Source organism: Arthrobacter sp. zg-Y844, assembly GCF_024385465.1.
GTDB lineage: Bacteria > Actinomycetota > Actinomycetes > Actinomycetales > Micrococcaceae > Arthrobacter_B.
This window is the reverse complement of sequence record NZ_JANFLS010000001.1, coordinates 564,085-589,646: the sequence shown is the minus strand read 5'-3', so window position 1 is coordinate 589,646 and position 25,562 is coordinate 564,085. Positions and strand designations below refer to the sequence as shown.

Annotated in this window: 24 protein-coding genes; 16 read left to right on the top strand and 8 right to left on the bottom strand. The window is 66.7% G+C overall.

Features of this window, described 5'->3' with window-relative positions:
* Nucleotides 1-972 carry an SGNH/GDSL hydrolase family protein gene (locus NNX35_RS02755; RefSeq protein WP_255866914.1) on the bottom strand — a complete coding sequence of 324 codons (972 nt, stop codon included), beginning with the start codon at nucleotides 970-972 and terminating at the stop codon, nucleotides 1-3.
* 242 nt (nucleotides 973-1,214) lie between these two features.
* On the opposite strand from NNX35_RS02755, the gene paaZ reads away from it, so the two are divergent.
* Nucleotides 1,215-3,290 carry a phenylacetic acid degradation bifunctional protein PaaZ gene (gene paaZ / locus NNX35_RS02750; RefSeq protein ID WP_255866912.1) on the top strand — a complete coding sequence of 692 codons (2,076 nt, stop codon included), beginning with the start codon at nucleotides 1,215-1,217 and terminating at the stop codon, nucleotides 3,288-3,290.
* 29 nt (nucleotides 3,291-3,319) lie between these two features.
* Here paaZ and NNX35_RS02745 read toward each other — a convergent pair whose 3' ends face one another.
* Nucleotides 3,320-3,970, bottom strand: a complete 651-nt coding sequence (locus tag NNX35_RS02745) for a CGNR zinc finger domain-containing protein (protein ID WP_255866911.1) — start codon at nucleotides 3,968-3,970, stop codon at nucleotides 3,320-3,322.
* A gap of 206 nt (nucleotides 3,971-4,176) precedes the next feature.
* Here NNX35_RS02745 and NNX35_RS02740 point away from each other — a divergent pair, with 206 nt between their 5' ends.
* Complete coding sequence (locus NNX35_RS02740; RefSeq protein WP_255866910.1) at nucleotides 4,177-5,487, top strand: MFS transporter; 1,311 nt, start codon at nucleotides 4,177-4,179, stop codon at nucleotides 5,485-5,487.
* A 19-nt stretch (nucleotides 5,488-5,506) separates the two neighbouring features.
* Here the strand turns inward: NNX35_RS02740 and NNX35_RS02735 are convergent, their stop codons facing one another.
* The 3 genes from NNX35_RS02735 to NNX35_RS02725 are packed head-to-tail and all read right to left on the bottom strand — an operon-like array spanning nucleotide 5,507 to nucleotide 8,078.
* Nucleotides 5,507-6,205 (bottom strand): TetR/AcrR family transcriptional regulator, encoded by a 699-nt coding sequence (locus NNX35_RS02735; protein ID WP_255866909.1) that lies wholly within the window; start codon nucleotides 6,203-6,205, stop codon nucleotides 5,507-5,509.
* A 29-nt stretch (nucleotides 6,206-6,234) separates the two neighbouring features.
* A complete protein-coding gene (gene paaK / locus NNX35_RS02730; RefSeq protein ID WP_255866908.1) occupies nucleotides 6,235-7,587 on the bottom strand; it encodes a phenylacetate--CoA ligase PaaK in 1,353 nt (450 codons plus the stop codon).
* Nucleotides 7,584-8,078 (bottom strand): hotdog fold thioesterase, encoded by a 495-nt coding sequence (locus NNX35_RS02725; RefSeq protein WP_255866907.1) that lies wholly within the window; start codon nucleotides 8,076-8,078, stop codon nucleotides 7,584-7,586. The genes paaK and NNX35_RS02725 overlap by 4 nt, the downstream gene beginning before the upstream one ends.
* A gap of 198 nt (nucleotides 8,079-8,276) precedes the next feature.
* On the opposite strand from NNX35_RS02725, the gene NNX35_RS02720 reads away from it, so the two are divergent.
* The 6 genes from NNX35_RS02720 (at nucleotide 8,277) to NNX35_RS02695 (ending at nucleotide 15,304) form a co-directional block, all read left to right on the top strand.
* Nucleotides 8,277-9,122, top strand: coding sequence for a VTT domain-containing protein (locus NNX35_RS02720; RefSeq protein WP_255866906.1), 846 nt, complete (start codon nucleotides 8,277-8,279; stop codon nucleotides 9,120-9,122).
* A 374-nt stretch (nucleotides 9,123-9,496) separates the two neighbouring features.
* Nucleotides 9,497-10,795, top strand: coding sequence for an ABC transporter substrate-binding protein (locus NNX35_RS02715; RefSeq protein WP_255866905.1), 1,299 nt, complete (start codon nucleotides 9,497-9,499; stop codon nucleotides 10,793-10,795).
* 90 nt (nucleotides 10,796-10,885) lie between these two features.
* Nucleotides 10,886-11,845, top strand: coding sequence for a carbohydrate ABC transporter permease (locus NNX35_RS02710; RefSeq protein WP_255764999.1), 960 nt, complete (start codon nucleotides 10,886-10,888; stop codon nucleotides 11,843-11,845).
* Nucleotides 11,842-12,786, top strand: a complete 945-nt coding sequence (locus NNX35_RS02705) for a carbohydrate ABC transporter permease (RefSeq protein WP_255862575.1) — start codon at nucleotides 11,842-11,844, stop codon at nucleotides 12,784-12,786. Before NNX35_RS02710 ends, NNX35_RS02705 begins: the two co-directional genes overlap by 4 nt.
* A gap of 2 nt (nucleotides 12,787-12,788) precedes the next feature.
* Nucleotides 12,789-14,255, top strand: a complete 1,467-nt coding sequence (locus NNX35_RS02700) for a GH1 family beta-glucosidase (protein ID WP_370646926.1) — start codon at nucleotides 12,789-12,791, stop codon at nucleotides 14,253-14,255.
* Nucleotides 14,252-15,304 carry a LacI family DNA-binding transcriptional regulator gene (locus NNX35_RS02695; RefSeq protein ID WP_255764996.1) on the top strand — a complete coding sequence of 351 codons (1,053 nt, stop codon included), beginning with the start codon at nucleotides 14,252-14,254 and terminating at the stop codon, nucleotides 15,302-15,304. The genes NNX35_RS02700 and NNX35_RS02695 overlap by 4 nt, the downstream gene beginning before the upstream one ends.
* Before the next feature lie 137 nt (nucleotides 15,305-15,441).
* Here NNX35_RS02695 and NNX35_RS02690 read toward each other — a convergent pair whose 3' ends face one another.
* Nucleotides 15,442-17,619: a S9 family peptidase gene (locus NNX35_RS02690; RefSeq protein ID WP_255866903.1), complete on the bottom strand. Its 2,178-nt coding sequence runs from the start codon at nucleotides 17,617-17,619 to the stop codon at nucleotides 15,442-15,444.
* 172 nt (nucleotides 17,620-17,791) lie between these two features.
* Nucleotides 17,792-18,391, bottom strand: coding sequence for a hypothetical protein (locus NNX35_RS02685; RefSeq protein WP_255862579.1), 600 nt, complete (start codon nucleotides 18,389-18,391; stop codon nucleotides 17,792-17,794).
* Nucleotides 18,392-18,555: 164 nt separating this feature from the next.
* Here NNX35_RS02685 and paaA point away from each other — a divergent pair, with 164 nt between their 5' ends.
* From paaA to NNX35_RS02650, 7 genes are all read left to right on the top strand, one after another.
* A complete protein-coding gene (gene paaA / locus NNX35_RS02680; RefSeq protein WP_304661036.1) occupies nucleotides 18,556-19,515 on the top strand; it encodes a 1,2-phenylacetyl-CoA epoxidase subunit PaaA in 960 nt (319 codons plus the stop codon).
* Between the two features lie 2 nt (nucleotides 19,516-19,517).
* Nucleotides 19,518-19,952 (top strand): 1,2-phenylacetyl-CoA epoxidase subunit PaaB, encoded by a 435-nt coding sequence (gene paaB, locus NNX35_RS02675; RefSeq protein ID WP_255862581.1) that lies wholly within the window; start codon nucleotides 19,518-19,520, stop codon nucleotides 19,950-19,952.
* On the top strand, nucleotides 19,949-20,767 hold the full coding sequence (gene paaC / locus NNX35_RS02670; RefSeq protein WP_255866902.1) for a 1,2-phenylacetyl-CoA epoxidase subunit PaaC: 819 nt from the start codon (nucleotides 19,949-19,951) through the stop codon (nucleotides 20,765-20,767). Before paaB ends, paaC begins: the two co-directional genes overlap by 4 nt.
* Nucleotides 20,768-20,772: 5 nt before the next feature.
* Nucleotides 20,773-21,276, top strand: coding sequence for a 1,2-phenylacetyl-CoA epoxidase subunit PaaD (gene paaD / locus NNX35_RS02665; RefSeq protein WP_255866901.1), 504 nt, complete (start codon nucleotides 20,773-20,775; stop codon nucleotides 21,274-21,276).
* 4 nt (nucleotides 21,277-21,280) lie between these two features.
* Complete coding sequence (paaE, locus tag NNX35_RS02660) at nucleotides 21,281-22,414, top strand: 1,2-phenylacetyl-CoA epoxidase subunit PaaE (RefSeq protein WP_255862583.1); 1,134 nt, start codon at nucleotides 21,281-21,283, stop codon at nucleotides 22,412-22,414.
* Between the two features lie 9 nt (nucleotides 22,415-22,423).
* The gene (locus tag NNX35_RS02655; protein WP_255866900.1) at nucleotides 22,424-23,191 is read left to right on the top strand and encodes an enoyl-CoA hydratase/isomerase family protein; all 768 of its coding nucleotides are present in this window, start codon (nucleotides 22,424-22,426) and stop codon (nucleotides 23,189-23,191) included.
* A 122-nt stretch (nucleotides 23,192-23,313) separates the two neighbouring features.
* Nucleotides 23,314-23,562 (top strand): DUF6480 family protein, encoded by a 249-nt coding sequence (locus tag NNX35_RS02650; protein ID WP_255764987.1) that lies wholly within the window; start codon nucleotides 23,314-23,316, stop codon nucleotides 23,560-23,562.
* Nucleotides 23,563-23,691: 129 nt separating this feature from the next.
* Here the strand turns inward: NNX35_RS02650 and NNX35_RS02645 are convergent, their stop codons facing one another.
* Nucleotides 23,692-24,144: an Lrp/AsnC family transcriptional regulator gene (locus NNX35_RS02645; protein ID WP_255764986.1), complete on the bottom strand. Its 453-nt coding sequence runs from the start codon at nucleotides 24,142-24,144 to the stop codon at nucleotides 23,692-23,694.
* 184 nt (nucleotides 24,145-24,328) lie between these two features.
* Between NNX35_RS02645 and pdhA the strand changes: the two genes are divergently transcribed.
* Nucleotides 24,329-25,546 (top strand): pyruvate dehydrogenase (acetyl-transferring) E1 component subunit alpha, encoded by a 1,218-nt coding sequence (gene pdhA, locus NNX35_RS02640; protein WP_255866899.1) that lies wholly within the window; start codon nucleotides 24,329-24,331, stop codon nucleotides 25,544-25,546.
* The last annotated feature ends 16 nt before the right edge of the window (nucleotides 25,547-25,562 follow it).

Genomic DNA, 25,562 nt, shown 5'->3' with positions numbered 1-25,562 from the left:
CTACCGATGGTGCCCTCGCCGGCAGCCGACCCCGAACTCGCTGCCTGCGTCCTCGAGGATGGCCGCGGTGTAGCCCTCCCGGTAACCCGTCTCCGTGGGGTGCAGGTTGTACGGGCTTGCAGTGTCGAAGATGATCCACGAATCGGCGGAACCGACACCGTGCCCGGCAAACTCGTCCACCACGTCCACAAACACGCCGTCTTCGGGAACCTGCGCGGCGATGACGGCATTCAGGGCGTCGGTGCCGCCATTGAACAGGGCCTGTGCCTCGGCACTGAGCGGTCCCGGAGCGCCGGCTTCGAACAGATGCGGGTATCCGGTAACCACCAGGGTGGCCCGTGGTGCCGCCTCGGCGATACTGGCAAATGCCGCAGCCAACTGCGGTGCCAGCGCGGTTTGGGCGTAAGCGGTGGCCTGCTCGATGGCCGGGGCGCAGGTGACCGGCAGCTGCGCCCCGGCGCAGGCGGCCACCACGGCACCGAACCGGACGTCGTTGCCGCCGATCGTCAGGGTCACGACGTCGGTCCGGGCGTTGAGCTCGCCGTAGGCTGAGGCATTGTTGATCTGTTGGGGCAGGTCCACCGGCGCGTCGGACGGAGTGCTTAGGGCCGTTGCGCCGGCGCAGGTGGCGTCAGCTTCCAGATCCACCCGGTTCAAGGCGTCCAGCAAGGCGGGGTAGCCCTGTGCGGTACGGCCGCAGGCGTCCAGTAGGGGACCGCCGCCGTAGCCGGAGGCGTAGGAATCTCCGAAGGCCACATAGTCGACGTCGCGTCCCCAGCCCTGACCGCCGCCGTGCCCTCCGCCGTGGCCACCTCCATGCCCGTGCCCGCCGCGGGAATCGGATTCGTGGCCACCGGCAGTGGCCGGGGCAGTGCCACCGGCAGTGGCCGGGGCAGTGCCTCCGGCCAGGAGGGCGGCGGTGGTCAGGGTCAGGACAGCCAGACGGCGGAACAGCAGCGGTTTGGGGCTCATCATCGTGCTCCTTAGCGGGGGTATTGCAAACGTTCGAGGGCAGAAGTCTGTCGCAGGGAGGGGGCAGCGGCAACCAGCAGTACGCTGTCGCGGCACCGCGGCAGTATTTAAAGTCCAACGGGTGTGGGAAGGGCGGCTTTCGGCTAGGGTGTCGATATACCGACCGCATGGTCAGTAATCCCGCGGCAACGATGCCTGCAGGAGAGCGGCTGCGGTTTCTTCCCGTTTCGAAAGGCACCGAAATGACGGCCACCGCCATCGACGTCGAAACCGTTCCCAGCTACGTCCGGGGGGCCTGGTGGACACCGGATCCCGCCGGAGTCCGCGGCACCGAAGTGCACGATGCCAGCACCGGCGAGCTGCTGGCGCTGGTCAGCAGCGAGGGTCTGGACACCGCCGCCGTCGTCGACTATGCCCGAACCGTCGGGCAGGCCGAACTGGGGAAGTCCACCTTCCACCAGCGGGCCCTGCTGCTCAAGGAACTCGCAATGCACCTCAATGCGCAGCGCGAGGAGCTGTACGCCGTGTCCGCCCGCAGCGGCGCCACCCGGACCGATTCCCTCGTGGACATTGACGGCGGGATCGGCGTCCTGTTCGCCTACGGTTCCAAGGGCCGCCGCGAACTGCCGAACTCCACCGTGATTGTCGACGGCGCCGTGGAACAGCTCGCCAAGGACGGGTCGTTCCTCGGTGAGCACATCTACACCCGCATTCCCGGCGTCGCCGTGCAGATCAACGCCTTCAACTTCCCGGTCTGGGGCATGCTGGAAAAGCTGGCCCCGGCGTTCCTCGCCGGGGTGCCGAGCATCGTCAAGCCCGCCAGCCCCACGGGGTACATCACGGCAGCGGCCGTGCGGATGATCGTGGACTCGGGCATTCTTCCCGCCGGATCCCTGCAGCTGATTTCCGGTTCCGCGCGGGACCTGCCGGACCACCTCGACTACCGGGACATGGTCTCCTTCACCGGCTCGGCCTCCACCGCCGAACGACTGCGTGCCCATCCGCAGATCGCCGTCGGCGGTGTCCGCTTCACGGCGGAAACAGATTCGCTGAACGCGGCACTCCTGGGCCCGGACGCCGTTCCCGGTACCCCCGAGTTTGACGCCTTCATCCGCTCCCTGGTCACCGAAATCACGGCCAAGGCCGGCCAGAAATGCACCGCAATCCGCCGGGCCATCGTCCCTGCCGGGCTCGTCGATGACGTGGTTTCCGCCGCCGGGGAGCGCATCCGCGGGCGCGTGGTCCTGGGCGATCCGCGTGCCGACCACGTGACGATGGGTGCCCTGGCCTCCCGGGAGCAGCTCGACGGGGTCCGGGAAGCGGTGCAGCGGATGCTGGCGGCCGGCGCGCAGCTGGCGCTGGGATCGCTGGACGCCCCCGACGTCGTACGCGCCGACGGAAGCGAGGGAACCTCGCCGGACGGCGCCTTCATGGAGCCGCTGCTGCTGACCTGGCCGGACAGCGACGCGGATGCCCTGCACAATATCGAAGCCTTCGGCCCCGTGGCCTCGGTGGTGGGCTACACCGACGCCGCCGACGCCGTCCGGCTGGCCGCCCGCGGCGGAGGATCGCTGGTCGCCACGGTCTGCACCAATGACCCGGACGTGGCCCGGGAAATGCTTACCGGCATCGCCGGACACCACGGGCGGGTATTGTTCCTGAACCGCGAAGACGCGCGCTCCTCCACCGGGCACGGTTCGCCCGTGCCACACCTGGTGCACGGCGGTCCAGGCCGTGCCGGCGGCGGCGAGGAGCTGGGCGGCATCCGTGCGGTGCGGCATTACATGCAGCGCACCGCCGTGCAGGGCTCACCGAATATGCTCACCGCCCTCACCGGTATCTGGCATCCGGGGGCGGACCGCCGGTTCGACGCCGGCCATCCGTTCCGCAGGCACCTCAGCGAGCTGCGGGTGGGCGACGCCGTGCGGTCGGACCTGCGGGAAGTGACCCTCGAGGATATCGCCGCCTTTGCGGAGACCACCGGGGACACGTTCTACGCCCACACGGACGCTGCAGCCGCGCAGGCGAATCCGTTCTTCCCGGGCATCGTGGCGCACGGCTACCTGCTGCTGTCCTGGGGTGCTGGCCTGTTCGTGGATCCCGCGCCGGGGCCGGTGCTGGCCAACTACGGACTGGAAAACCTGCGGTTCCTGACGCCTGTGGCGGCGGGGGACTCCATCCGCGTGACGCTGACCGCCAAGAAGATCACGCCGCGTGAAACGGACGGGTACGGCGAGGTGGCCTGGGACGCCGTCCTGACCAACCAGAACGACGAACTGGTGGCCACCTACGACGTGCTGACCCTGGTGGAGAAGTAAGTTCCGGAGGGGCGGGCCAGGAGTTCGGGCTAGGCATTCCGTTTGCGGTAGGCCTGCATCTTTGTGCGGGCGCCGCAGATCTCCATGGCGCACCAGGTTCCGCCCCGGTTGCGTGAAGTATCGAAGAAGACCCAGCGGCAGACGTCCCGGCGACACGCTTTCAGGCGCTGAAGCTGGGCCGGGTCGGCATGGACCAGGACGGCACCGATGCGGGCGAGTGCCTCGCGCACCGGGGGCTGGGGGACCGGTTCGACGCGCGGCTCTCCTCCGGAGGCCACGACCCGAACGGGAAGCTGCTCCAGGGCGCGGTCCAGGCGCTCCAGGCCGACGACGGTGTCGGGTGCCGGTGTGCCGTGCAGGTGCCCGCCGTCGTCGTGCGCAGCCTCGCTGTGCCCGCCGTCGTGGTGCGTGAGGAAGAGGGAACGCAGCCCCTCCCGAAGTTCGATCGCCAGGGCAAGGTCCTCATCAGTAGCCTGCGTGCCTGCTCCGACGAGCCCATAGCTGCCCAGCCACGCCGTCAGGCTGTCGGTGTTGTCCAGGGCGTCCTGCCCGGCTTCCCGGTCGGCAGTATTGGCGAACACCTGGAGGAGCCGCAGGGGAGCAGGGGCCGGTGCGCGCCCGCCCGGCTCCGGGTATCCGCTGTCCGCAGGAACATTTGGTTCCGCAGTGTTACCACTCATAGCTGATTGCCGGTAACGTATGCCGGAGCAGCGGAAAAGGACAGGCCGTCAGGGGACCCAGCTATGCACGCATCAGCTCGATCGAGGATGGCTCGTCGTCCCGACCGCCTGGCTCGATTCTTCGTCGCAGCGGGTCTCCCTATCCGGCACATGCCTTCATTATTGCCCGTCACAACCGCAGCCGCCGTACAGCCGAGGGCCGCGGCATGAAGGACCCGAGCTGGGTGCTGCTGCGCACCGACCGCAGTTTCCGCCGCTACTGGCTGGGGCAGGGCGCTGCCAGCGCCGGGGCCCAGGTCACGGGCATCGCGGTTCCGCTGGTTACAGCCATCGCCCTCGATGCCGGGCCGGCGGCGGTCAGCCTTGTCGCTGCGGCCGGCACCCTGCCGTACCTGCTGCTCTCGCTGGTGGCCGGGCATCTCCTGCAGGGACGGGACCAGCGGCGCTCCATGGTGGCGGCCGATCTTGCCCAATGCGTGCTTCTGGCCCAGATTCCCGTGGCCTGGGCCGGGGGATGGCTCAGCGTCCCCCTGCTGGCCGCCGTCACCTTCCTCAGCGGCTGCTGCGCGTTGATCTTCGGGTTATCGGCCTTCGCCTTCGTGCCCGCGCTCGTTGCGGACCGGGACCTCGCGCCGGCCAACCGCGCCGTCCAAGCCACTCGAACCGTCACGGAGATCAGCGGCCCGGGGCTGGCCGGCCTGCTGGTCTCGGCTGTGGGTGCCCCCGGCGCCTTGATTGCCACTATGCTTGGGCACCTGGCTTCCGCTGCGGGAGTAGCCTCGAGCCGCCCCCGGTCCCGGACTGTCGGTGCGGGCTCGACGGCGGTGGTCCCCGACCCCGGCCCCGAGCCCGGCCGATCCTCGAAACCCGCCCCGTCCAAGGAGAAGCGGCCCACCATCCTCACCGGACTGCGGATCCTGTTCGCTGACCGCCATCTGCGCGCCTTGACCGTCCACGCGGCCACCTATAACGCGGCGGAACAGATCCTGATGCTCAACCTGATTCTCTGGGCGGTGCAGCAGCAGGGCGTCGGTGTTGGCGCCTATGGCCTGGCGCTGGCCGGAGCCGGTGTCGGCGGGCTTCTCGGCACCCTGGTTGCGCTCCGCCTGGCCGACAAAGCAGGCCTTGGCCCGGCATTTGCCGTTTCGCTGGTGCTGTCCTGCGCGGTGCCGCTGCTGCTGCCGGTCTGGCCGGTCACCGGGTGGACCCTGGCTGCTGTCATTGCTGCGGTCATGCTGCTGCGGGGCATCGGCGAGGGCAACGCCAATATCTACTCGCTGACGATGCGCCAGCAGCTCATTCCGCGGGATGAACTCACCCGCTCCGCCGGTGCCTATACCCAGGTGATGTACGGCTCGATTCCGCTGGGCGCCCTGCTGGCCGGCGTCGTCGGCGAATCGCTGGGGGTCCGCGCCGGAGTCCTGATCGGCGCCGTCGGGCTGGTGCTCTCCGCGGTGCCGATGCTCACCCCCGCGTTCCTGCGGCTCCGCACCATCCCTGTCCCTGCCGCCGCCTGACGGCTGCGGGGACACATGCTCAGGCCCGGCGGGTGTGCAGCCCGTCGAAGACCATGGTGATGATGTTGTCCGCGAGCTTCTGCGCGGGCAGCGGCCCGCCGGGTCGATACCATTCCACGATCGAGTTGATGGTGCCGAACAGCAGGCGCGTGGTGGTGCGCGGATCAATGTCGCTGCGCACCGACCCCTCGCTGCGGGCCGCGTCCACGAGCCCGGACACCCGGTGGTCGAACTCGCGGCGGCGAGCCAGGGCACTGCGTTCGATTTCTGTGTTGCCGCGCAGGCGCAGCAACAGCGTCACGAACGGCAGCCGCTCCGTCAGCACCTCGATGGTGCCGCGCAGGACGAATTCCAGCCGGGCATCCGCCGCACCGGCCGAAGCCCGAGGATCATCCAGCACCGCCTCAAGCCCGTCCAGCGCGTGGTCCAGCGCCAGGCGCAGCAGATCGCCCTTGGACGTTACGTGGTGGTAGATCGCGGACTTCGTGATGCCCAGGTTTTCCGCCAGGATTCCCATGGACGCGGCTTCATAGCCGTGCCGGTTGAAGACGTCGACGGCCACATTCAGAACTGTCTGCTGGTCGTATCCGGGCCGGCCGCGGCGCGGTCCGGATGCCGGGCCGGACGCAGGGCCGACGGCGGCAGCGGTCTGCTCCGGTTCAGTCTCGGCAGCGGGAACGGGAGCAGGTTCGGAGGAAGCTCCGGCGGCGGCAGGCATGGCGCTATTTTCCCACGTCAACGGGCGGTTCACTGCGCCGGGGCGGTATCGGTGCCACGGCGCAGGTCGTAGATCCGGCGCAGCTTGCCGCTGGAGCGTGCCAGCGTCCCGGGGTTGACCACCTCAACGAGGCAGGAGGAACCGACGTGGATCTTGACCTGCGCGGCGAGTTCCAACGCAGCCGCCGCGGAGTCCGGCGTCGTGGCGTCTTCACGGCGCTCGATCCGGACCGTGAGCTCATCCAGGCGTTCCGGGCGGGTGATTTCGAGCTGGAAGTGCGGGCTGAGCGCCGGGATGCGCAGCGCGATTTCCTCGATCTGCGTGGGGAAGAGATTGACGCCGCGCAGGATGATCATGTCGTCGCTGCGGCCGGTGATGCGTCCCATCCTGCGCATGGAGGGCCGGGCCGTTCCGGGCAGCAGACGGGTCAGGTCATGGGTCCGGTAGCGGATGATCGGCAGCGCCTCTTTCGTCAGGGAGGTAAAGACCAGCTCGCCCGGCTCGCCGTCGCCCAGGACCCGGGTCTCGTCAAACGGGTCGATGATCTCCGGCCGGAAGTGATCCTCCCAGATATGGGCCCCGTCCTTGCTCTCCACGCACTCGCCGGCCACGCCGGGCCCCATGACTTCCGAGAGTCCGTAAATGTCGCACGCGTCCAGGTCCATCAGCGTTTCGAGTTCGTGCCGCATTTCCTCGGTCCACGGCTCGGCCCCGAGGACCGCGTTCTTCAGCGAAGTCGAGCGCGGATCGATGCCGGCCGCTGTCATGGCGTCGGCGATGGCCAGCAGGTAGGTCGGCGTGCAGAGGATGGTGTCCGGTTCGAAGTCCACGATGAGCTGGACCTGCCGCTCCGTCTGCCCGCCGGAAACGGGGATCACCGTGCAGCCGAGTCTCTCCGCGCCGAAGTGGGCCCCCAGCCCGCCGGTGAAGAGACCGTAACCGTAGGCATTGTGCACCTTGTATCCCCGGCGCACTCCGGAGGCACGCAGGGAACGGGCCACCAGGGTGCTCCAGCGGTCCAGGTCTCCGGCGGTGTAGCCGACGACGGTAGGCCGCCCCGTGGTTCCGGAGGACGCGTGGATGCGGGCCACCTGCTGCTGCGGGACGGCGAACATCCCAAACGGATACGTCGAGCGCAGGTCCTCCTTCGTGGTGTACGGGAACCGTGCGAGGTCGCTCAGTTCGCCCAGGTCGGAGGGGTGCACCCCGGCGTCGTCGAACTTGCGCCGGTACAGCGGAACCCGTTCGTATGCGTAGGCGACGGTCTGCTTCAGGCGCACCAACTGGAGGGCCTCCAGTTCGTCCCGGCTCATACGTTCCTCCGGGTCCAGCGTCGAGGGATCGGCTGCGGCGGACTTGATCGGAGCAGAGGGGGCTTTCATGGGCGGCTTTCGATCGAGGCGCCGGACGGTGTCCGGGCGGGGTTGGGGATGGTGCGCGAACGTCCGCGGAAGAGGGCGACGACGGCGGCGGTCCCGTCGGGGCGTTCGGACCGCACCTCCACGTCGTAGACGCCGCTGCGGCCGTTGCCGGCACGGTGGTCGGCGGAAGCAGTCAGCCGGTCACCAGCCCTGGCCGGAGCCAGGAAGGTGACGTCGGCACCGGCGGCCACCGTGATGTGTTCCCGTTCCCGTGCCGGCCCGCCGCCTTCCGGATTGCAGGCCAGGGCGAAGGCCGTGTCGGCAAACGCGAAGACCATCCCGCCGTGCCCGATGCCGAAACCGTTGACCATCTGCGGGCGGAGCAGCATCGAAATACGTGCCGTGCCGGGGCCGATGTCCAACACGTCAATGCCCATCCAGGCCGAGGCTGCGTCGTCGACCAGGAGGGGATGGGCAGGGGACGCGACCCCGGGAACCTCGGTGTCAGCCATGGGACCTCTTTTCTTTACCGAATGTTCATTAGGTAATCCCGCCATGCGTTCGGCTGTCAAGGATTCCGGCTGTCCCGGTCGGCGGCCGCCTGCGGACCGAACTTCCAGACAGTCGGGGAATGGCTGGGGGCAGTGGCGTAACCTAGTGAGGTGACTCTCTCTGCGGCCACAGCCGTTTCCGGTCCTGTCCGCCCTCCAATGTCTTCCCTTTTGCCTGAGTGGCTGGACCCCCAGGTATTCCTTGCCGACCCGGCCCTCGCGCCGTGGGTGGTCCTGATGGTCTGCGGCATCGTGTTCGCAGAAACCGGGCTGCTGATCGGCTTCTTCCTGCCGGGGGATTCCCTGCTGTTCACCGCCGGGCTCCTGGTGGCTACGGGCACCATCGATATCAACGTGTGGCTGCTTGCTGTCCTGGTCTTCATCAGCGCCTTTGTAGGCGACCAGACCGGCTATTACATCGGCAGGAAGGCCGGCCCCGCCGTCTTCAACCGGCCGGACAGCAGGCTCTTCAAGCGGGAGAACGTAAGGCGTGCCCAGGTGTTCTTTGACCACCACGGCGGCAAAGCCGTGATCCTGGCCCGGTTCGTACCGGTGGTTCGGACCTTCACCCCGGTGGTGGCCGGCGTTGCCGAGATGAAGTACAAGGCGTTCGTTTCGTTCAACGCGGTGGGTGCGTTCGTCTGGGGCGTCGGCGTGACCCTCCTGGGCTACGTCCTCGGCGACCGCGTGCCCTTTGTCCGGGAAAACCTGGACCTGATCTTCGTGGCCGTGGTGGTGCTCTCCGTGATTCCGATTGTCATTGAGGTCCTGCGCCAGTCCCACAAGGCCGTCACCAAGGATGATGACGAGGAGGACGACGGCGAGGACAGCGGCACCGAAGCGGCTGCGTCAGCAAAGGAAGCCGGTACCGTACCGGAGCGCAACGCCGAGACCGGACGTGCCGCCGACGTCGTCGAACACTCCGGCCGGCACGCCGGTTCCGCGGAAGCCCGCCGCATCACCGCACCGAAGCCGAAGGTGGAAGGCGCAGGCGCGGTCGAGTAGCCGTCGAAGCCCCGGCTGGAGAACGTCCAGCGCAAGCAGGCCCGGACCGATTGGCCCGGGCTTTTTTGTGCCCGCCGGAGCCGGACGGCGGGGCATCCCTCGGTAACGATTTCATAACCGCCGCGGCCCCATCAGGGGGTTGACCTGCGGATACGTAGCTGGGGTGATTTTTTGCGGGGCGTGTGGGAGCGCTCCCACTTGACATGTGATTCAGCACACATCACGATGGCCTGAGCTTGTGGGAGCGCTCCCACCGTTTTATCTTGGCCGCCGGTTCGGCAGCAGGGCGCATCCGTAAGGCAGCGGCACGGAACGCGCGGAGGTATCGCGGACGCTCGTGCTTCGATACCCGGATTATGACAAAGGAGTCAGCAATGAGTACCAAACCCACTTCCGCCGGCCGTGCACGCCGCGGACCTGCGCTTGCCGCATCCGTTGCAGCCGCAGCCCTTCTCCTGACCGCCTGCGGCGGGGGCGACGACGGAGCTTCCGACGGCGACGGGACGGTGACGCTCAGCGTCAGTACCTTCAATGAGTTCGGTTACGAGGACCTGTTCAAGGAATACGAGGAGGCAAACCCCAACGTCAAGATTGTCCATGACAAGAAGGCGACGTCGGACAATGCGCATGACAACCTGAACACCAAACTCGCTGCCGGTTCCGGGTTGTCGGATATTGAAGGCATCGAGGTGGACTGGCTGCCCGAACTGAAGCAGTACCCGGACCAGTTTGCCGATCTTGCCAGTCCCGAGGTTGAGGGCCGTTGGCTGGACTGGAAGACCGAAGCCGCCACCACCGAGGACGGCAAGCTGATCGGTTACGGCACCGATGTTGGCCCCGAAGGCGTCTGCTACCGCGCTGATCTCTTCGCCGCTGCAGGCCTTCCGACAGACCGCGAGGAAGTTGCCGAGCTGCTGGAGGGCGACTGGGACCACTACTTCGAGGTGGGCGAGCAATTCACGGAAAAGTCTGATGCCGCGTGGTACGACTCGGCCATGGCTGTGTACCAGGGCCAGATCAACCAGGTCCAGAACGCCTACGAGGAAAATGACGGCACCGTCATTGCCACCGAGAACCCGGAGGTGAAGGACATTTACACCAAGGTCCTCGAGAACTCCGTGGACAAGGACCTCTCTGCCCACCTGGAACAGTGGTCCGACGACTACACGGCAGGTTTCCAGAGCGGCGCCTTCGCGACCACGCTGTGCCCGGGCTGGATGCTTGGCAGCATTGAGGGCAACGCAGCCGGCGTTGAAGGCTGGGACATCGCCAACGTGTTCCCCGGCGGCGGCGGCAACTGGGGCGGCTCGTACCTGACGGTTCCCTCGCAGGGCAAGAACCAGGAAGAGGCCATCAAGCTGGCGCAGTGGCTGACAGCGCCCGAGCAGCAGATCAAGGCCTTCGAGTCCAAGGGGACCTTCCCGAGCCAGGTCGAAGCGTATGAATCCGAAACCCTGCTGGGCTCCACCAACGAGTTCTTCAACAACGCACCGGTGGGCGAGATCCTGGTGGACCGGGCGGAAGCCGTCACCATGACGCCGTTCAAGGGCCCGAACTACTTCACCATCAACACGTCGATGGCGCAGGCACTGAACCGGGTGGACGTGCTCAAGACGGATGATGCCGACTCCTCCTGGGAGAAGTTCGTAGCCAGCGTGGACGCTCTGCAGTAATCCCTCCAGGCCACCGGTGCCTGCGGCTGCATACTGCGTCGCAGGCACCGGACCACCACTTCTTGCCCTCGCAACGTTAGGAAGAAACCCATGGCCGTCACCGTCAAGCCGCCCGCAGCGCGGACGCCGGTACGCCGGGTAGGGTTCAGCAGCAGGCTGGCCCGCTGGGACGTAAAAGTCTCCCCGTACCTCTATATCTCGCCGTTCTTTATCCTGTTCTCAATCGTGGGACTGTTCCCGCTGATCTACACCGGATGGGTCTCGCTGCACAACTGGAACCTCATCGGCGGCAACCTCGGATTCAGCGGCACGGAGAACTTCACCTTCGTCCTGTCCCAGCCCTACTTTTGGAACGCCGTCGGCAATACCTTCAGCATCTTCCTGATCTCGGCCGTTCCGCAGATCATCGTGGCCATTGCCATTGCTGCGGTGCTGGACGCCAACCTGCGCGCCAAGACATTCTGGCGCATGGGTGTGCTGCTTCCCTACATTGTTGCGCCGGTGGCCGTGGGACTCATCTTCGGCAACCTCTTCGCCGACCAGTCCGGTGCCATCAACGGTGCGCTGACGTCTTTGGGGCTGAGCCCGGTTCCGTGGCATGCCAATCCTCTCGCCAGCCATGTGGCTATTGCCGTCATGGTGGATTTCCGCTGGACCGGCTACAACGCGTTGATCTTCCTGGCAGCCATGCAGGCGGTTCCGCGGGATATGTACGAAGCGGCAATCATCGACGGCGCCAGCCGCTGGCGGCAGTTCATCTCGGTGACTGTCCCCATGCTGCGGCCCACCATCATCTTCGTGGTCATCACCGCAACCATCGGCGGACTGCAGATTTTCGATGAACCGCGTGTGTTCGACAATTACGGGCTGGGCGGAGCTGACCGCCAGTGGCAGACCCTGACCATGTATATCTGGGAACTGGGCTGGGGCCAGCGCAACCTGGGCCGGGCGTCAGCCGTGGCATGGCTGTTGTTCGTCATCATCGTTCTCATTGCGGCACTCAATTTCCTTATCACCCGACGCATCGCCACCCAGGGAGGACGGAAATGACTTCCGTACCCATGGTCGAACAGACCGCCGGCCGCAAGGCGGCCGAAGCAGCCAAACGCCGCCGGGACCGCGGCGGTGCGCAGCCTCCGCGCCCGTCACTGGCGCGCGGGCGGAAGACCGGCGGTTTCAACCGCCGGCCGGGCTTCCTCACCTACGGACTGCTAGGCGCCGTCATTCTTGGATCGGCGCTGCCGATCCTGTGGTCCGTCCTGGTGGCAAGCCACGACAGCACAGTGATCGCCAAGGGTGTCCCGCTGATTCCGGGCGGCAACTTCTTCGCAAACGCAGCGACGGTGCTGGATACCATTCCGTTCTGGAAAGCCCTGGGCAACAGCATCCTTGTCTCCACTGTGACTGCTGCTTCCGTGGTGCTCTTCTCTTCCATGGCAGGTTTTGCCTTCGCGAAGCTGCGCTTCAAGGGAAACAAGGCACTGCTGGTGTTCGTAGTGGCCACCATGGCCGTTCCTACCCAGCTTGGCGTCATTCCGCTGTTCATTGTGATGTCCAAGCTGGGCTGGACCGGCACCATGGGAGCGGTCATCATCCCCGGGCTGGTCACCGCCTTCGGCGTGTTCTGGATGACCCAGTACCTGCAGGACGCTCTGCCGAACGAACTGATCGAGGCGGTGCGCGTGGACGGTGCCAATATGTGGCAGGCGTTCTGGCACGTGGGCCTGCCGGCAGCGCGCCCGGCTGCGGCGATGCTGGCACTCTTCACCTTTGTCGCCACCTGGACCAACTTCTTTTGGCCGTTGATTGTGCTCAATGCGCAGAACCCGACCCTGCCGGTGGCCCTGCAGCAACTGCAGTCCGCACGCTTCGTGGACTATTCGGTGGTCCTTGCCGGCGTCGTACTCTCCACCATTCCGCTCTTCATTGTCTTTGCCCTCGCAGGACGGCATCTGGTTGCAGGAATCATGCAGGGAGCGGTGAAGGGATGACCATGAACAACAACTCCTCATTCCCGTCCGGATTCGTGTGGGGTGCGGCGACCGCCGCCTACCAGGTGGAGGGCGCTGCTTCGGAAGACGGCCGGAAGGATTCCATCTGGGACACTTTCAGCCGCGTTCCCGGAGCCGTGGTGAACGGTGACAACGGGGACATCGCCTGCGACCACTATCACCGGATGGACGATGACGTGGCCCTCATGAAGTCACTGAACCTGGACTCTTACCGGTTCTCCACGTCCTGGGCACGGATCCGGCCCGACGGCGGCCCGGTCAACGCTGCGGGGCTCGACTTCTACAGCCGGCTGACGGATTCGCTGCTCGAGGCCGGGATCCAGCCGTGGCTGACCCTGTACCACTGGGACCTGCCGCAGGCACTGCAGGACCAGGGCGGCTGGGCCAACCGGGATACTGCCTATCGGTTTGCCGACTACGCCCTCAGCGTCCACGACGTACTGGGGGACAGGGTGACGGCCTGGACCACCCTGAACGAGCCCTGGTGCTCGGCCTATGTCGGCTACGCCAGCGGCGAGCATGCGCCCGGACTGCAGGACCGAAAACTCGCGGTTGCCGCGAACCATCACCTGCTGCTGGCGCACGGACTTGCCGTCCAGGCGCTCAAGGGCCGGGACGCGGGCCTGGACACCGGCCTGACCCTGAACTTCACGGTCGCGGATCCCGCCGATCCGCACAACCCCGGCGACGTCGACGCAGCCCGCAGTATCGACGGGCAGTTCAACCGGATGTTCGCGGACCCCGTCTTCCACGGGAAATACCCCGAGGACGTGGTGGCGGACCTGGCTCCCTACGGCTTCGAATCCCACGTCCAGGACGGAGATTTGGCGGTCATCAGTTCCCCCATCGACTTCCTGGGGGTGAATTACTACCACGGTGATGCCTTCACCAAGACCCCGCCGACGGAACCCCTGACGACGGCGGCGCCGTCGGCACGTCCGACGGCGAGCCCGTATCCTGCCGCGGACGGGATCCATGCCGTGCGGCGCGGACTGCCGCAGACGAACATGGGCTGGGAGATCCAGCCCGAGGGACTTCGGCGGCTGCTGAACCGGCTGCAGCACGACTACACCGGGCCGGCGGGTGTGCCGCTGTACATTACCGAAAACGGTGCAGCCTTCGATGACGACGTTGTGGCCGACGGGACCGTCCAGGACCTGGACCGGCTCGACTTCATCCGCTCGCATCTGGCAGCGGTGCAGGAGGCTGTGGCGGACGGCGTCGACGTCCGGGGCTACTTTGCCTGGTCACTGATGGACAACTTCGAGTGGGCCTGGGGCTACGCCAAGCGGTTCGGGATTGTGCACGTCGATTACGAAACACTGCAGCGCACGCCCAAGGCCAGCGCCCGCTGGTACGCGGAAGCGGCAGCCACCAATGCCCTGCCCCCGGGCCTGCCGGTACCGGGCGCCGCAACCCCTGCGTATGTCGTATCGTCGAAGCGATGAGCACCCTTAAGCCCGGGCCCCGGAGCGGGTCGGTGAAACCCCGGCGCAGCAGCCCCACGTTGGAAGACGTGGCGGCGCTGTCCGGTGTTTCCCGCTCGACCGTTTCCCGAGCCATCAACGGCGGTGCCCGGGTCAGCGCCCAAACGCAGGCCGCCATTGACGCGGCGATCGGGGAACTGGGGTTCACGCCCAACCGCGCGGCCCGTTCCCTGGCCACCAGCCGTGCCGATTCCATTGCCCTGGTGATCCCGGAGCCGGATGGCCGGGTCCTGGTGGATCCCTTCTTCGCCATGACGTTGAACGGAATCACGGAGGCTTTGAAGGATACCGAGGTGCAGCTGGTACTGCTGATTGCCCGGCAGGGCGAGAAGGAAGGGCAGTTCATCCGATACCTGCGCAGCGGCCACGTGGACGGAGCCATCATCGTTTCCCACCACAAAGCCGACGCCCTGGAAACCGAGCTGGCGGACGCAACGCTGCCGGCCGTGTTCATCGGCCGGCCGTGGCAGGACCGTGCCGGACTGGCTTTCGTGGATACGGATAACCGAACCGGCGGACTGCTCGCTGCCCGGCACCTTACGGGCCGCGGCTACCGGCGGATCGCCACGGTCACCGGACCGGCGGACATGACAGCCGCCCAGGACCGGACCGAGGGGTGGCGGCTGGGACTGGCCGAGGCAGGGCTCGAACCGGCCGGCGTCGAATCCGGACACTTCACCACCGAGGGCGGTGCCGCCGCCGCCGCCCGGCTGCTCGACGCCGACCCGGGCATCGACGCGATCTTCGCTGCATCCGACCCGATGGCCCTGGGTGTGCTGGAGGTTCTGCGCGAGCGAGGACTGTCCGTGCCCGGCGACGTAGCGCTGGTGGGATACGACAACCACCGGCTCGCATCCTCCAGCACGCCGGGCCTGACCACGGTGGTCAACCCGATGGTCGAGATGGCCCGGCGGGCCGCCGAGATGCTGCTGCGCGAAATCGAGGAGCCCGGTTCACATCTGGAGCCCGTCGTCTACCCGCCGGAACTGGTGGTCCGGGAGTCCGCCTAGGCTACCGGGACATTCTGCCGCCCTTAGCGCCGCGACCCCGCCCTCCATCTCGCAAGCTCGGGGAGGGAACCCTGGTTCGCGGCTGCCTCGCTCGTTCCTCGCTCGGCGATGCAGGCTACGCAGAATGCCCCGTCCGCCTAGGCCGCGTTTTCCCGGCGAGCAGCCGGCAGCAGTTCCCGGGCGCCGAGTGCGGACAGGATGAACGCGTAGTCCCACGCCCGGTCCTTCCATGCCTCGTACCGGCCCGATGCTCCGCCGTGGCCGCCGTCCATTTCGATCTTCAGGACAATCGGTTCGCTGCCGGTAGTGGTCTCGCGCAGCTGTGCCACCCACTTGGCCGGTTCGACGTACAGCACACGGGTGTCGTTGAAGCTGGTGACCGCCGCGATCTGCGGGTAGTCCACGGCCCGGATGTTTTCGTACGGGGTGTACTCCTTCATGTACCGGTAGACCTCCGGATCGGTGATGGGGTTACCCCATTCCTCCCATTCCAGGGCCGACAGCGGCAGGTCGGGATCCAGGATGGTGGTCAGCGCATCCACGAAAGGCACCTGCGCCACAATGGCACGGTACTTTTCCGGGGCCAGGTTTGCGACGGCGCCCATCAGCAGGCCACCGGCGGAACCGCCCATTGCGGCAATCCGGTCCGGATCCGCCCAGCCCGAGGCGGCAACCCAGTCCGTGGCATCCACGAAGTCGGTGAAGGTGTTCTTCTTGTTCAGCTTCTTGCCGTTGTCGTACCAGGCGCGGCCCATCTCCCCGCCGCCGCGGATGTGCGCCACCACGTAGACGACGCCGCGGTCCAGCAGCGACAGCCGGGCGATGTTGAATGCCGGATCCATGCTCAGTTCGTAGCTGCCGTACGCGTAGACCAGCGCCGGGTTGCTGCCGTCCCGCTGCAGGTCCGCCCGGCGGATGACGGAGAGCGGAATGCGGGTGCCGTCCGCCGCCGTCGCCCATTCGCGTTCGGCGACGTACTCCTCGGAACGGTAGCCGCCCTTCACGGGGGTTTCCTTCCGCAGTTCCAGCTCACCGGTGGCCAGCACGTAGTCGTAGACGCGCGGCGGCGTGAGGTAGGAGGTGTAGCTGAGGCGGATGATCGGGGAATCGAACTCGGCGTTGGCCAGGTTGGCCGTGTAAAGCTCTTCGTCGAAGGCCGGTTCCACGGGCGTGCCCTGCGCCGGAGTGCCGAGGCCGTCCACGGGAAGGATCTGCACCCGCTCGGTGGTGTCCTTGCGGACCGACACGAGCACATGGGTGCGGGTGACGGCGGCACCGTTCACACGCACGGTGTCATCGTGCGCAATGACGGTCTCCCAGTGCTGGTCCGCCAGCGGCTTGGCGAATTCCTCTTCGGCGACGAGCGAGAGCATCGAGTTCAGGGCGTTCCGGTTGTGCGTCACCAGGTATTTGCGTGCGCCGTCCAGGGTCAGCGGCTCGGCTTCGTAAAGGATGCGCTCGCTGCGGGGAATCAGCGTGCGGACGGTGCCGGAGGGGTCGTCGAAGTCCAGGACCCGGTATTCGCTGTATTCGGAGCTGCTGATGCCGATGAGCAGCTGCCGGCGGTCGGCCGAGAGGTCGAAGCCGGTCCACATGGCAATGTCGTCTTCCTGGTAGATGACGACGTCGTCCTCCACCGGGGTGCCGAGCGTGTGGGCCTTGACCTGGTAGGGACGCCAGGAATCATCCACCACGGTGTAGAAGACGCGGCGGCCGTCGGGGGAGAAGGCCACCGAGTAGAAGACGTTGGAAATGACGTCCGGCAGCAGGTCGCCGGTGCGCAGGTCCTTGATCCGCAGCGTGAACCGCTCGTCTCCGGCGTTGTCCTCGGAGTAGGCCAGCAGGTTTCCGTCTTCGGTGACCGCCAGGCCGCCGAGCGAGAAGAAGGGCTTGCCCTCGGCCTCGGCGTTGCCGTCCACGAGGATCTGTTCGCCCGGAACCGGAACACCGGGGACCACGGCGGGCGGCGTCCAGTCGGCGTCGAGGTTCCCGGTGTCCTGTGCGGCCGTGCGGCAGTGGATGGCGTACTGCTTGCCTTCCTCGGTGCGGGTGTAATACCACCAGCCCTTTTTGCGTGCCGGAACGGACAGGTCCGTTTCCTCGGTGCGGTTCTTGATTTCGTTGAAGATCTGTCCGCGCAGCTCTTCCTGGTCTGCCGTCATCGCGGCGGAGTAGGCGTTCTCTGCCTTGAGGTGTTCCACCACCTCCGGGTTTTCCTTCTCCCGGAGCCACTCATAGTTGTCAATGAACGTGTCACCGTGGCGGGTGCGTTCGGTGGGGACTTTCTTGGCAACCGGAGGCAGGGGAGTAGTCATGCTTCGAATATATCCATCCCGGCGGCGGCGTCGAAGGACCGCGCTGCCGTTATGCTCGCGGCTTAGCCCCGCGGCCGGTCTCCGGGGGTTGGTCTCGAGGTTGGCCGTGGGCCAATCCCGGGCGGTTAATCCCCCGGGCGGTTAATCCCCGGGTGGGCTAGTTCCCGGCAGGCTAGTCTCCCAGCAGCAGCCAGGCGCAAAGTGCACCGGCGGCGAGGAAGAGTGCCCAGTTCACTGCCACCACCAGCAAAGTGGAGGTAAAGGAGCGCGCGGAGGCTTGGTGCCGGGGAAGCAGCACCGGCTCGGGCGCCGGACCCTTGCGGAACTGGCCCCACAGGCTCGTCGACAGCAGGACGCCTCCTCCGCACAGGGCCAGCGGGAGCGCCGGCAGCGAGAACAGGATCATCTCCGGTGCGAACAGGAACAATAGGGTCTCCATCAGGAGGCAGGCCGCCAGCAGGAGGGCCGGCCGCCGAAGGGATCCCCAGGTGGGATTCACTGCGTAAAGCGGGCTGACTCCGGCCACCACCATGGCGGTAAGGGCCAGCAGCAGACCCGGAACGGTGACGCTGACGGTCGCCTCTTCAGCAGTCACGGCTGCCGACACGGCAAAGAAACCCAGCAGACCCAGAAGCGTGGGGACGATGACGGCCGCAGCCGACGCCCGTCCCGTCGGTCCGGTTCCGACCAACTCCGGCGAGGGTCCGCTGCTGGCCGAAGCTACACCCGCGCGGATGGCCCGACGGCCGGCGTCGGGCTCTGGAACACCCATGACTTTCCTTTCCGCAACGCAACGTCTACTCACCAGTTTTACATGGCCTGCCCCTTGACGGGCCCATTCCGCCTCCATATCCTGAACGAACGGTCGGTAATTATTCAGCGGGACGGCTACCGGTCGGAATGACTGCTATTCGGCGCAATGAAAGCGGAGAAACCATGAGCGGGCAAGAGCACTTTGACGCACTCATTGCAGCGGATGCCCGGGTGGAGCCGCGGGACTGGATGCCCGAGGGGTACCGAAAGACGCTCGTCCGGCAGATCTCCCAGCACGCACACTCGGAAATCATCGGCATGCAGCCGGAAGCAAACTGGATCACCCGTGCACCGTCCCTGAAACGCAAAGCGATCCTGATGGCGAAGGTGCAGGACGAAGCAGGCCACGGCCTCTACCTCTACTCCGCCGCTGAAACCCTGGGCACCCCGCGGGACCAAATGACTGCCGACCTCATTGCCGGCAAGGCGCGCTACTCCAGCATCTTCAACTACCCCACGCTGACGTGGGCGGATATGGGTGCCATCGGCTGGCTGGTGGACGGTGCCGCCATCTGCAACCAGGTCCCGCTCTGCCGTGCCTCCTACGGTCCCTACGGGCGGGCCATGGTCCGGATCTGCAAGGAGGAGTCCTTCCACCAGCGGCAGGGCTTCGAGATCCTGCTGGAGCTGGCCAACGGCACCCCCGCACAGCGGGAGCTGGCCCAGGACGCCATCAACCGCTGGTACGCCCCCTCGCTGATGATGTTCGGACCGCCGGACGATGATTCGCCGAACTCCCGCCAGTCCATGGCGTGGAACATCAAACGCTTCTCCAACGACGAGCTGCGTTCCCGTTTTGTCGGCATGATTGTGGAGCAGGTGAAGGTGCTCGGCCTGACCCTTCCCGATGCGGATATCCGTTACAACGAGGAGACCGGACGCTGGGAACACGGGCCGCTGGACTGGGACGAGTTCTCCGAAGTCCTCGCCGGCCGCGGCCAGTGCAACTCACAGCGGCTGGCCCGACGGCGGGAAGCCCACGAAGACGGTGCCTGGGTGCGTGAAGCCGCGGCGGCCTATGCCGCCCGCCAGGCCGGCCACAGCAGCGAAGGCGCGATGTCCAGCGAAGCGGGGGCGGCGTAGCCATGACGGGCGGATCAACCACGGGCGACGACGGTTCGAAGCCTGCCGTCGCGGGCACGGGTACGGCCGCAGGGAACGACGGCGGCGCGGCGCCGGGTGCCGTACGCGATGGTGGCCTGCAGCCTGCGGGCACGCCAACGGGTACACAGACCCCCACTGCGTCCTGGCCGCTGTGGGAAGTGTTTGTCCGCTCCTCCCGGGGCCTGTCCCATGTGCATGCCGGTTCGCTCCATGCACCGGACGCGGATATGGCGGTACGCAATGCCAGGGATCTCTACACCCGGCGAAACGAGGGTGTCTCGCTCTGGGTGGTGCCGGCGTCGGCCATCATCGCCAGCGATCCCGACGCCAAGGGACAGTTCTTCGAATCCCCGCAGGGCAAGGATTACCGCCACGCCACCTACTACACCAAGTCGGAAGGGGTGAAGCACCTGTGAGTTCAGACAGCGCCACCCGGATTACACCGGGCAACGCCCTGCGGCCGGAGGACATTGCCGCCGCGGGAACGCGTGCGGATCCCGACGCCGCCGCTTACGCTCTGCGCCTGGGCGACGACGCACTGGTACTGGCGCAGCGGCTCGGCTGGTGGATCTCCCGGGCACCCGAACTGGAAGAGGATGTGGCACTGGGAAACATTGCCCTGGACCTGATCGGGCATGCCCGGTCCTTCCTCAGCTATGCCGGCAGCGCCGACGGCCGTACCGAGGACGATCTCGCGTATTGGCGGAAGGAAACAGAATTCCGCTCCGTGCATCTGGTGGAACAGCCCAACGGCGATTTTGCCCGCACCATTGCCCGGCAGCTCGTGGTGTCCTTCTACCAGTTCGAGCTGTACGGCGCGCTGCAGCATTCCACGGATCCCACCCTTGCAGCGATCGCGGCGAAGGCGGTCAAGGAAGTGGACTACCACCGGGACCACAGCGCACAGTGGGTGCTCCGGCTCGGCCTGGGCACGGACGAATCCCGACGCCGGATGATCCGTGCGCTCGAACTGACCTGGCCGTACGTGGCAGAGCTGTTCGACGACGACGAGCTCGTGGCTTCGCTCGGCGACCGGGCCGTTCCGCCCTCGTCCCTGAAGCCTGCCTTCGACGGCAAGATTTCCCGCGTGCTGCGCGAAGCGGAACTGGACCTGCCCGCGGTGCCGCCTGCTCCCGGCGGCGGCCGGCGCGGACGGCACAGCGAACATCTGGGTTATCTGCTGGCCGAGATGCAGGTGCTGGCCCGCGAACATCCCGGCGCATCGTGGTGAGCCTGATGGAATCCTCCCTGCGTCCGGCGGACCCTGCCGCAGCAGCAGCCTGGGATATCGCCGCCACGGTCTGCGACCCCGAAATCCCCGTACTGACCATCGAGGACCTGGGTGTGCTCCGGCGGGTGGAGGTCATCGGCGCGCGGGTGTTGGTGGCCGTTACCCCCACCTATTCCGGCTGCCCCGCCATGGACGCCATCCGGCAGGACGTCGCCGCCGCCCTGGATGCTGCCGGTTATCCCAGCGTCCAGGTTTCCCTGGAACTGGCTCCGGCGTGGACCACCGACTGGATGAGCAGTGCAGGCAAAGCAAAGTTGGACGCCTACGGAATCGCGCCGCCGTCGGGACAGGCCGCTGCGGGGCCCGTGCGGGTGGGCCTGAGCGTGAAATGTCCCCAGTGCTCCTCTTTGAATACCCGTGAGCTGACCCGCTTCGGCTCCACGTCCTGCAAGGCGCTGTGGGTGTGCGGCGACTGCAGGGAACCGTTCGACTACTTCAAGGTGCTCTGAAGCCATGACAGCCCTTCCCGAAGCGCCGGCCCGCCGCGGCGCCTTCCATCCACTGACCGTGGCCGCAGTGCGCCGGTTGACCGAAGACGCCGTCGAGGTCACCTTCGCGGTGCCGTCCGGGCTAGTGGAGGCCTACTCCTATCTGCCGGGACAGTACGTTGCCCTGCGCACGGTGCTGGACGGCACGGAATTGAGGCGCAGCTACTCCATCTGCGCCGAACCGAAGCCCGGCGAACTGAGGGTTGCCGTCAAGCGGGACCTGGGCGGGTTGTTTTCCTCCTGGGTAAACGAGCATTTGAGGGCCGGGGACGTGCTGGATGTGATGAGTCCGGCCGGCAGCTTCATCTCCCGGCACGCCCCGGGCCAACCCGGACTGGAAGCGGTGCACGGGCAGGTGTTTGCCGCCGTAGCCGCAGGGTCCGGCATCACCCCGGTGATCGCAATTGCCCGCACCGTGCTGGCGTCGTCCGACAGCACGCGCTTCGACCTGGTCTACGCCAACAAGGCGGCCATGGATGTGATGTTCCTGGAGGAGCTGGCGGACCTGAAGGACCGCTACCCGTCCCGGTTCGCCCTGCACCACGTCCTCTCCCGCGAGCAGCGGATTTCGCCGCTGCTCAGCGGACGGCTCGATGCCGGGAAGCTCACTACCCTGATCGACTCGGTGCTCCCTGCAGCAGCTGTCGATGAGTGGTTCCTCTGCGGCCCGTTCGACCTGGTGCAGTTGTGCCGTGATGCGCTCGCCGAACGCGGGGTCGACCCGGCCCGGGTGCGTTTTGAACTCTTCACCACCGGGCGTCCCGACCGCCCGGAAGGTTCCGCCGGCCGTCCGGTCCTGCCCGACAGCTCGGGCGAGAACTTCGACATCACCTTCCGGCTGGACGGACTGCAGGGCAAGGTGGCCAGCCCGGTGCACGCCCGGGAATCCGTGCTCAACGCAGCCCTCCGCGTCCGCCCGGACGTGCCCTTCGCCTGTGCCGGCGGCGTCTGCGGAACCTGCCGGGCCAAGCTGGTTTCCGGCACGGTGGACATGGAGGAGAACTACGCGCTGGAACCGGAGGAACTGGAGCGCGGCTACGTGCTGACGTGCCAGAGCCGGCCCACCAGCCCGGAGGTGACCGTTGATTACGACTTCTAGGAGCACCCGTTGATTGAACTCGACATCCACGAAGGCGTGGCCGAAGTGGTCCTAAACGCCCCGCAGAAACTCAACGCCCTGGACGCCCGCGCCCTGGCGGACCTGGGGCGGGCGTACGACGACGCCGCTGCCGCGGGCGTGCGTGCACTTTTGCTGCGGGGTGAGGGCAGGAGCTTCTGTGCAGGGCGGGACCTTTCCACTGTCTCGCCGGACCACGACGATGCCCGCGGCTACCTCGTGGATGACCTGTTGCCGCTGCTGCAGAAAATGTCCGCCTTTCCCGCGCCGACGTTCGCTGCTGCCCAGGGTGCGTGCCTGGGAGTGGGGCTCGGATTGTTGGTGGCCACCGACGTCGTCTACGTAGCTGCCGACGCGAAGATCGGCTCGCCGTTCGCGAACCTGGGTGCGGCGCTGGATTCGGGCGGGCACTGGCTGTTCACGGAACGGCTGGGGCCGCACCGCACGCTGGACCTGATCTACACGGCGGAACTGATGAGCGGTGCGGAAGCGGTGGCTGCCGGACTGTTCAGCCGCGCCATGGACCCCGCCGAACTGCTGGAACGCACCCGTGCCACGGCCTTGAGCGTCGCCTCCGGTCCCACGCAGGCCTTTACCGCGTCCCGGGAACTCGTGGCACAGATCCGCGACCGGCGGCTGGGTTTCTGGGAGGCTCTCGATGCGGAGAACACCGTGCAGGAAAAGCTCAGCGGAACACCCGACTATGCGGAGGGCTTCAAGGCCTTCCTGGCCAAGCGCAAGCCCGTTTTCCAGGGCTGACGTGTTCCTGCTCAGCTTGTGATGCGGTGGACACCGGACTACCTTGGAGGTAACTCGTAAGCATGCTTACAACAGGTGCTTGCCGGCGCTAGAGAACCCTGAGACACCGAGGAGGCAGGAATATGGCCGAAAGCTATAACCCGAACAATGACCCGGCGAACCCGGATAAGCCGAAGGATGCGCAAAAGGGCTCCAATACGCAGGAGGGCACCGGCAACCATGCCCACAGCGAGGCCAAGGCCGGGAGCACCAATCCGGATCCGATGGACGGCAACATCACCGGCCTCGAGCCCGGCGGCGGCGTTCCTCCGGGAGAGACCCCTCCGGCGGAGGACCAGATGAGCACCGACCAGGGCCATGACGAAAACTGACCTGCCGGACTGGATGAACCGCTTTGGCTAACGAAGCAGCCCGGGCAGCGTCCGGGCAGACATAAAAAGCAGACGAAAAAGCGGGGCCTGCAGTTGCGGGCCCTGCTTTTTGCCTTCGCTGCTGCGCCGCTAGCGGGTATCGCGTTCCTCGAAGACCAGGAACGTCTGAGTGTCCAGGACACCCGGCATGGACTGCAGCTGGTCGAAAATGACCCTGCGCAGGTGAACGTTGTCCTCAGCCCGGACCAGCACGATAACGTCGAACGAGCCGCCCACCAGGGCAATGTGGTGGATCTCCGGCACCTCGCTGAGCCGGTCCTTCAATTCCCGCCAGGCGTGCTGGCGGACCTTCAGCGTCACGTACGCAGAAGAACCCAGTCCGGCCTTCTCCGGATCCACCAGCGCGGTGAACCGGCTGAGGACTCCGGACTCGGTGAGCCGGGCAATCCGCGAGTAGGCGTGCGCCCGGGAGATATGGACCGCCTGCGCGACGGCGGTAAACGAGGCCCTGCCGTCGGCCCGCAGGACGGCCAGGATTTTCCGGTCAATGTCATCCAGCGCCTGCACCTGCGTTGTAGTCATAATGTCCACGCTCTCCCCAAGTAATCTGCGTCACATTTGCAAGGTGTCCATCAGATTACTCCCGCAGGCCGCTGGCGTCCAAGATTTCGGGGAATGCTGGTAACAATTCAGCGCCCGAAAGCATACTGGCAAGACAGAAGTTCCGCGTGCAAGGATGCCGCGGTACTGCGGACGGAGGCTCGCGATGACCATCTCTACCGACAGGACCCGCCAGGCTGCCTTTGGCACCGAAAGCGGTTCCGGGAGCGTTGATGCCCTGTTGCCCTCGGACGTCCCCGTCCAGCTGATCGATGCCGGCGGCGCAGCCCGCCAGGATTCCCGATACGCGATGCCCGCCGATGAAATGCTGCTGGACGCCTATGCCCGTCTGGTGGCGGGCCGGCGCATCAATGACCAGGCCAATGCCCTGGTGCGTCAGGGACGGCTGGCCGTCTACCCTTCCTCCCACGGGCAGGAAGCCTGCCAGGTAGCAGCCGCTGCGGTGCTCCAAACACAGGATTGGCTGTTTCCCACGTACCGGGACAGCGTTGCCGTGATGTCCCGCGGCGTGGACCCGCTGCAGGTGCTGACGCTGTTGCGCGGAGACTGGCACAGCGGATATGACCCGTACGAGCACCGGGTGGCACCGCAGGCCACCCCCCTGGCCACCCAGCTGCTGCACGCCGTCGGCGTTGCGCACGCCGCGAAACTCAAGGGGGAGGACACCGTGGTGCTTGCCCTGTGCGGTGACGGTGCCACCAGCGAGGGCGACTTCCACGAAGCGCTGAACTTTGCCGCGGTGTTCCACGTGCCCGTGGTGTTCTTCATCCAGAACAACGAATACGCCATCTCGGTGCCGCTGAAGAACCAGTCCGCGGCGCCGTCGCTGGCCCACAAAGCCATCGGATACGGCATGCCGGGGGAGCGGGTGGACGGAAACGACGTCGGCGCCCTCCTCTCCGTCCTGGGTGCGGCAGTGCTGCGGGCACGCGAAGGCGGCGGACCGGCACTGGTGGAAGCACATACCTACCGCATGCAGGCCCACACCAACGCGGACGACGCCACCCGGTACCGTTCGGCGGAAGAAGTGCAGGACTGGTTGCCCCGGGACCCGCTGGCCCGGACCCGCACCTACCTGCGCGGCCGCGGGCTGCTCGATGATGCACGAGAGGATGACCTGGCCGCGGCCGCCGAAGCCCTCGCGGCAGCCATGCGCGAGGGCCTGAATGCCGACGTTGAACCGGACCCGCTGGCGCTGTTTGAACACGTCTATACCCGGCGAACACCGCAGCTGGCGGAGCAGTCCGAGGTGCTGCGCGGTGAACTGCAGCGCGACGTGCTCGAACGCTATGCGCTGGTCCGCCACGCCGATGCAGGCCCGGGCGACGCCGGGAACCCCGCAGATCCCGGCGCTTCGCGGTGACACCTCCTGATCCGAA

What these genes read in the sequence shown, in the direction of transcription:
- paaD (WP_255866901.1), top strand. Translation starts at nt 20,773, where the DNA reads ATGGAATCCTCCCTGCGTCCGGCGGACCCTGCCGCAGCAGCAGCCTGG.
- NNX35_RS02685 (WP_255862579.1), bottom strand. Translation starts at nt 18,391, where the DNA reads ATGGGTGTTCCAGAGCCCGACGCCGGCCGTCGGGCCATCCGCGCGGGT.
- NNX35_RS02715 (WP_255866905.1), top strand. Translation starts at nt 9,497, where the DNA reads ATGAGTACCAAACCCACTTCCGCCGGCCGTGCACGCCGCGGACCTGCG.
- pdhA (WP_255866899.1), top strand. Translation starts at nt 24,329, where the DNA reads ATGACCATCTCTACCGACAGGACCCGCCAGGCTGCCTTTGGCACCGAA.
- NNX35_RS02740 (WP_255866910.1), top strand. Translation starts at nt 4,177, where the DNA reads ATGAAGGACCCGAGCTGGGTGCTGCTGCGCACCGACCGCAGTTTCCGC.
- paaK (WP_255866908.1), bottom strand. Translation starts at nt 7,587, where the DNA reads ATGAAAGCCCCCTCTGCTCCGATCAAGTCCGCCGCAGCCGATCCCTCG.
- NNX35_RS02705 (WP_255862575.1), top strand. Translation starts at nt 11,842, where the DNA reads ATGACTTCCGTACCCATGGTCGAACAGACCGCCGGCCGCAAGGCGGCC.
- NNX35_RS02755 (WP_255866914.1), bottom strand. Translation starts at nt 972, where the DNA reads ATGAGCCCCAAACCGCTGCTGTTCCGCCGTCTGGCTGTCCTGACCCTG.
- paaE (WP_255862583.1), top strand. Translation starts at nt 21,281, where the DNA reads ATGACAGCCCTTCCCGAAGCGCCGGCCCGCCGCGGCGCCTTCCATCCA.
- NNX35_RS02725 (WP_255866907.1), bottom strand. Translation starts at nt 8,078, where the DNA reads ATGGCTGACACCGAGGTTCCCGGGGTCGCGTCCCCTGCCCATCCCCTC.
- NNX35_RS02695 (WP_255764996.1), top strand. Translation starts at nt 14,252, where the DNA reads ATGAGCACCCTTAAGCCCGGGCCCCGGAGCGGGTCGGTGAAACCCCGG.
- paaA (WP_304661036.1), top strand. Translation starts at nt 18,556, where the DNA reads ATGAGCGGGCAAGAGCACTTTGACGCACTCATTGCAGCGGATGCCCGG.
- NNX35_RS02745 (WP_255866911.1), bottom strand. Translation starts at nt 3,970, where the DNA reads ATGAGTGGTAACACTGCGGAACCAAATGTTCCTGCGGACAGCGGATAC.
- NNX35_RS02700 (WP_370646926.1), top strand. Translation starts at nt 12,789, where the DNA reads ATGAACAACAACTCCTCATTCCCGTCCGGATTCGTGTGGGGTGCGGCG.
- NNX35_RS02720 (WP_255866906.1), top strand. Translation starts at nt 8,277, where the DNA reads ATGTCTTCCCTTTTGCCTGAGTGGCTGGACCCCCAGGTATTCCTTGCC.
- paaB (WP_255862581.1), top strand. Translation starts at nt 19,518, where the DNA reads ATGACGGGCGGATCAACCACGGGCGACGACGGTTCGAAGCCTGCCGTC.
- NNX35_RS02650 (WP_255764987.1), top strand. Translation starts at nt 23,314, where the DNA reads ATGGCCGAAAGCTATAACCCGAACAATGACCCGGCGAACCCGGATAAG.
- NNX35_RS02690 (WP_255866903.1), bottom strand. Translation starts at nt 17,619, where the DNA reads ATGACTACTCCCCTGCCTCCGGTTGCCAAGAAAGTCCCCACCGAACGC.
- NNX35_RS02735 (WP_255866909.1), bottom strand. Translation starts at nt 6,205, where the DNA reads ATGCCTGCCGCCGCCGGAGCTTCCTCCGAACCTGCTCCCGTTCCCGCT.
- NNX35_RS02710 (WP_255764999.1), top strand. Translation starts at nt 10,886, where the DNA reads ATGGCCGTCACCGTCAAGCCGCCCGCAGCGCGGACGCCGGTACGCCGG.
- paaZ (WP_255866912.1), top strand. Translation starts at nt 1,215, where the DNA reads ATGACGGCCACCGCCATCGACGTCGAAACCGTTCCCAGCTACGTCCGG.
- NNX35_RS02645 (WP_255764986.1), bottom strand. Translation starts at nt 24,144, where the DNA reads ATGACTACAACGCAGGTGCAGGCGCTGGATGACATTGACCGGAAAATC.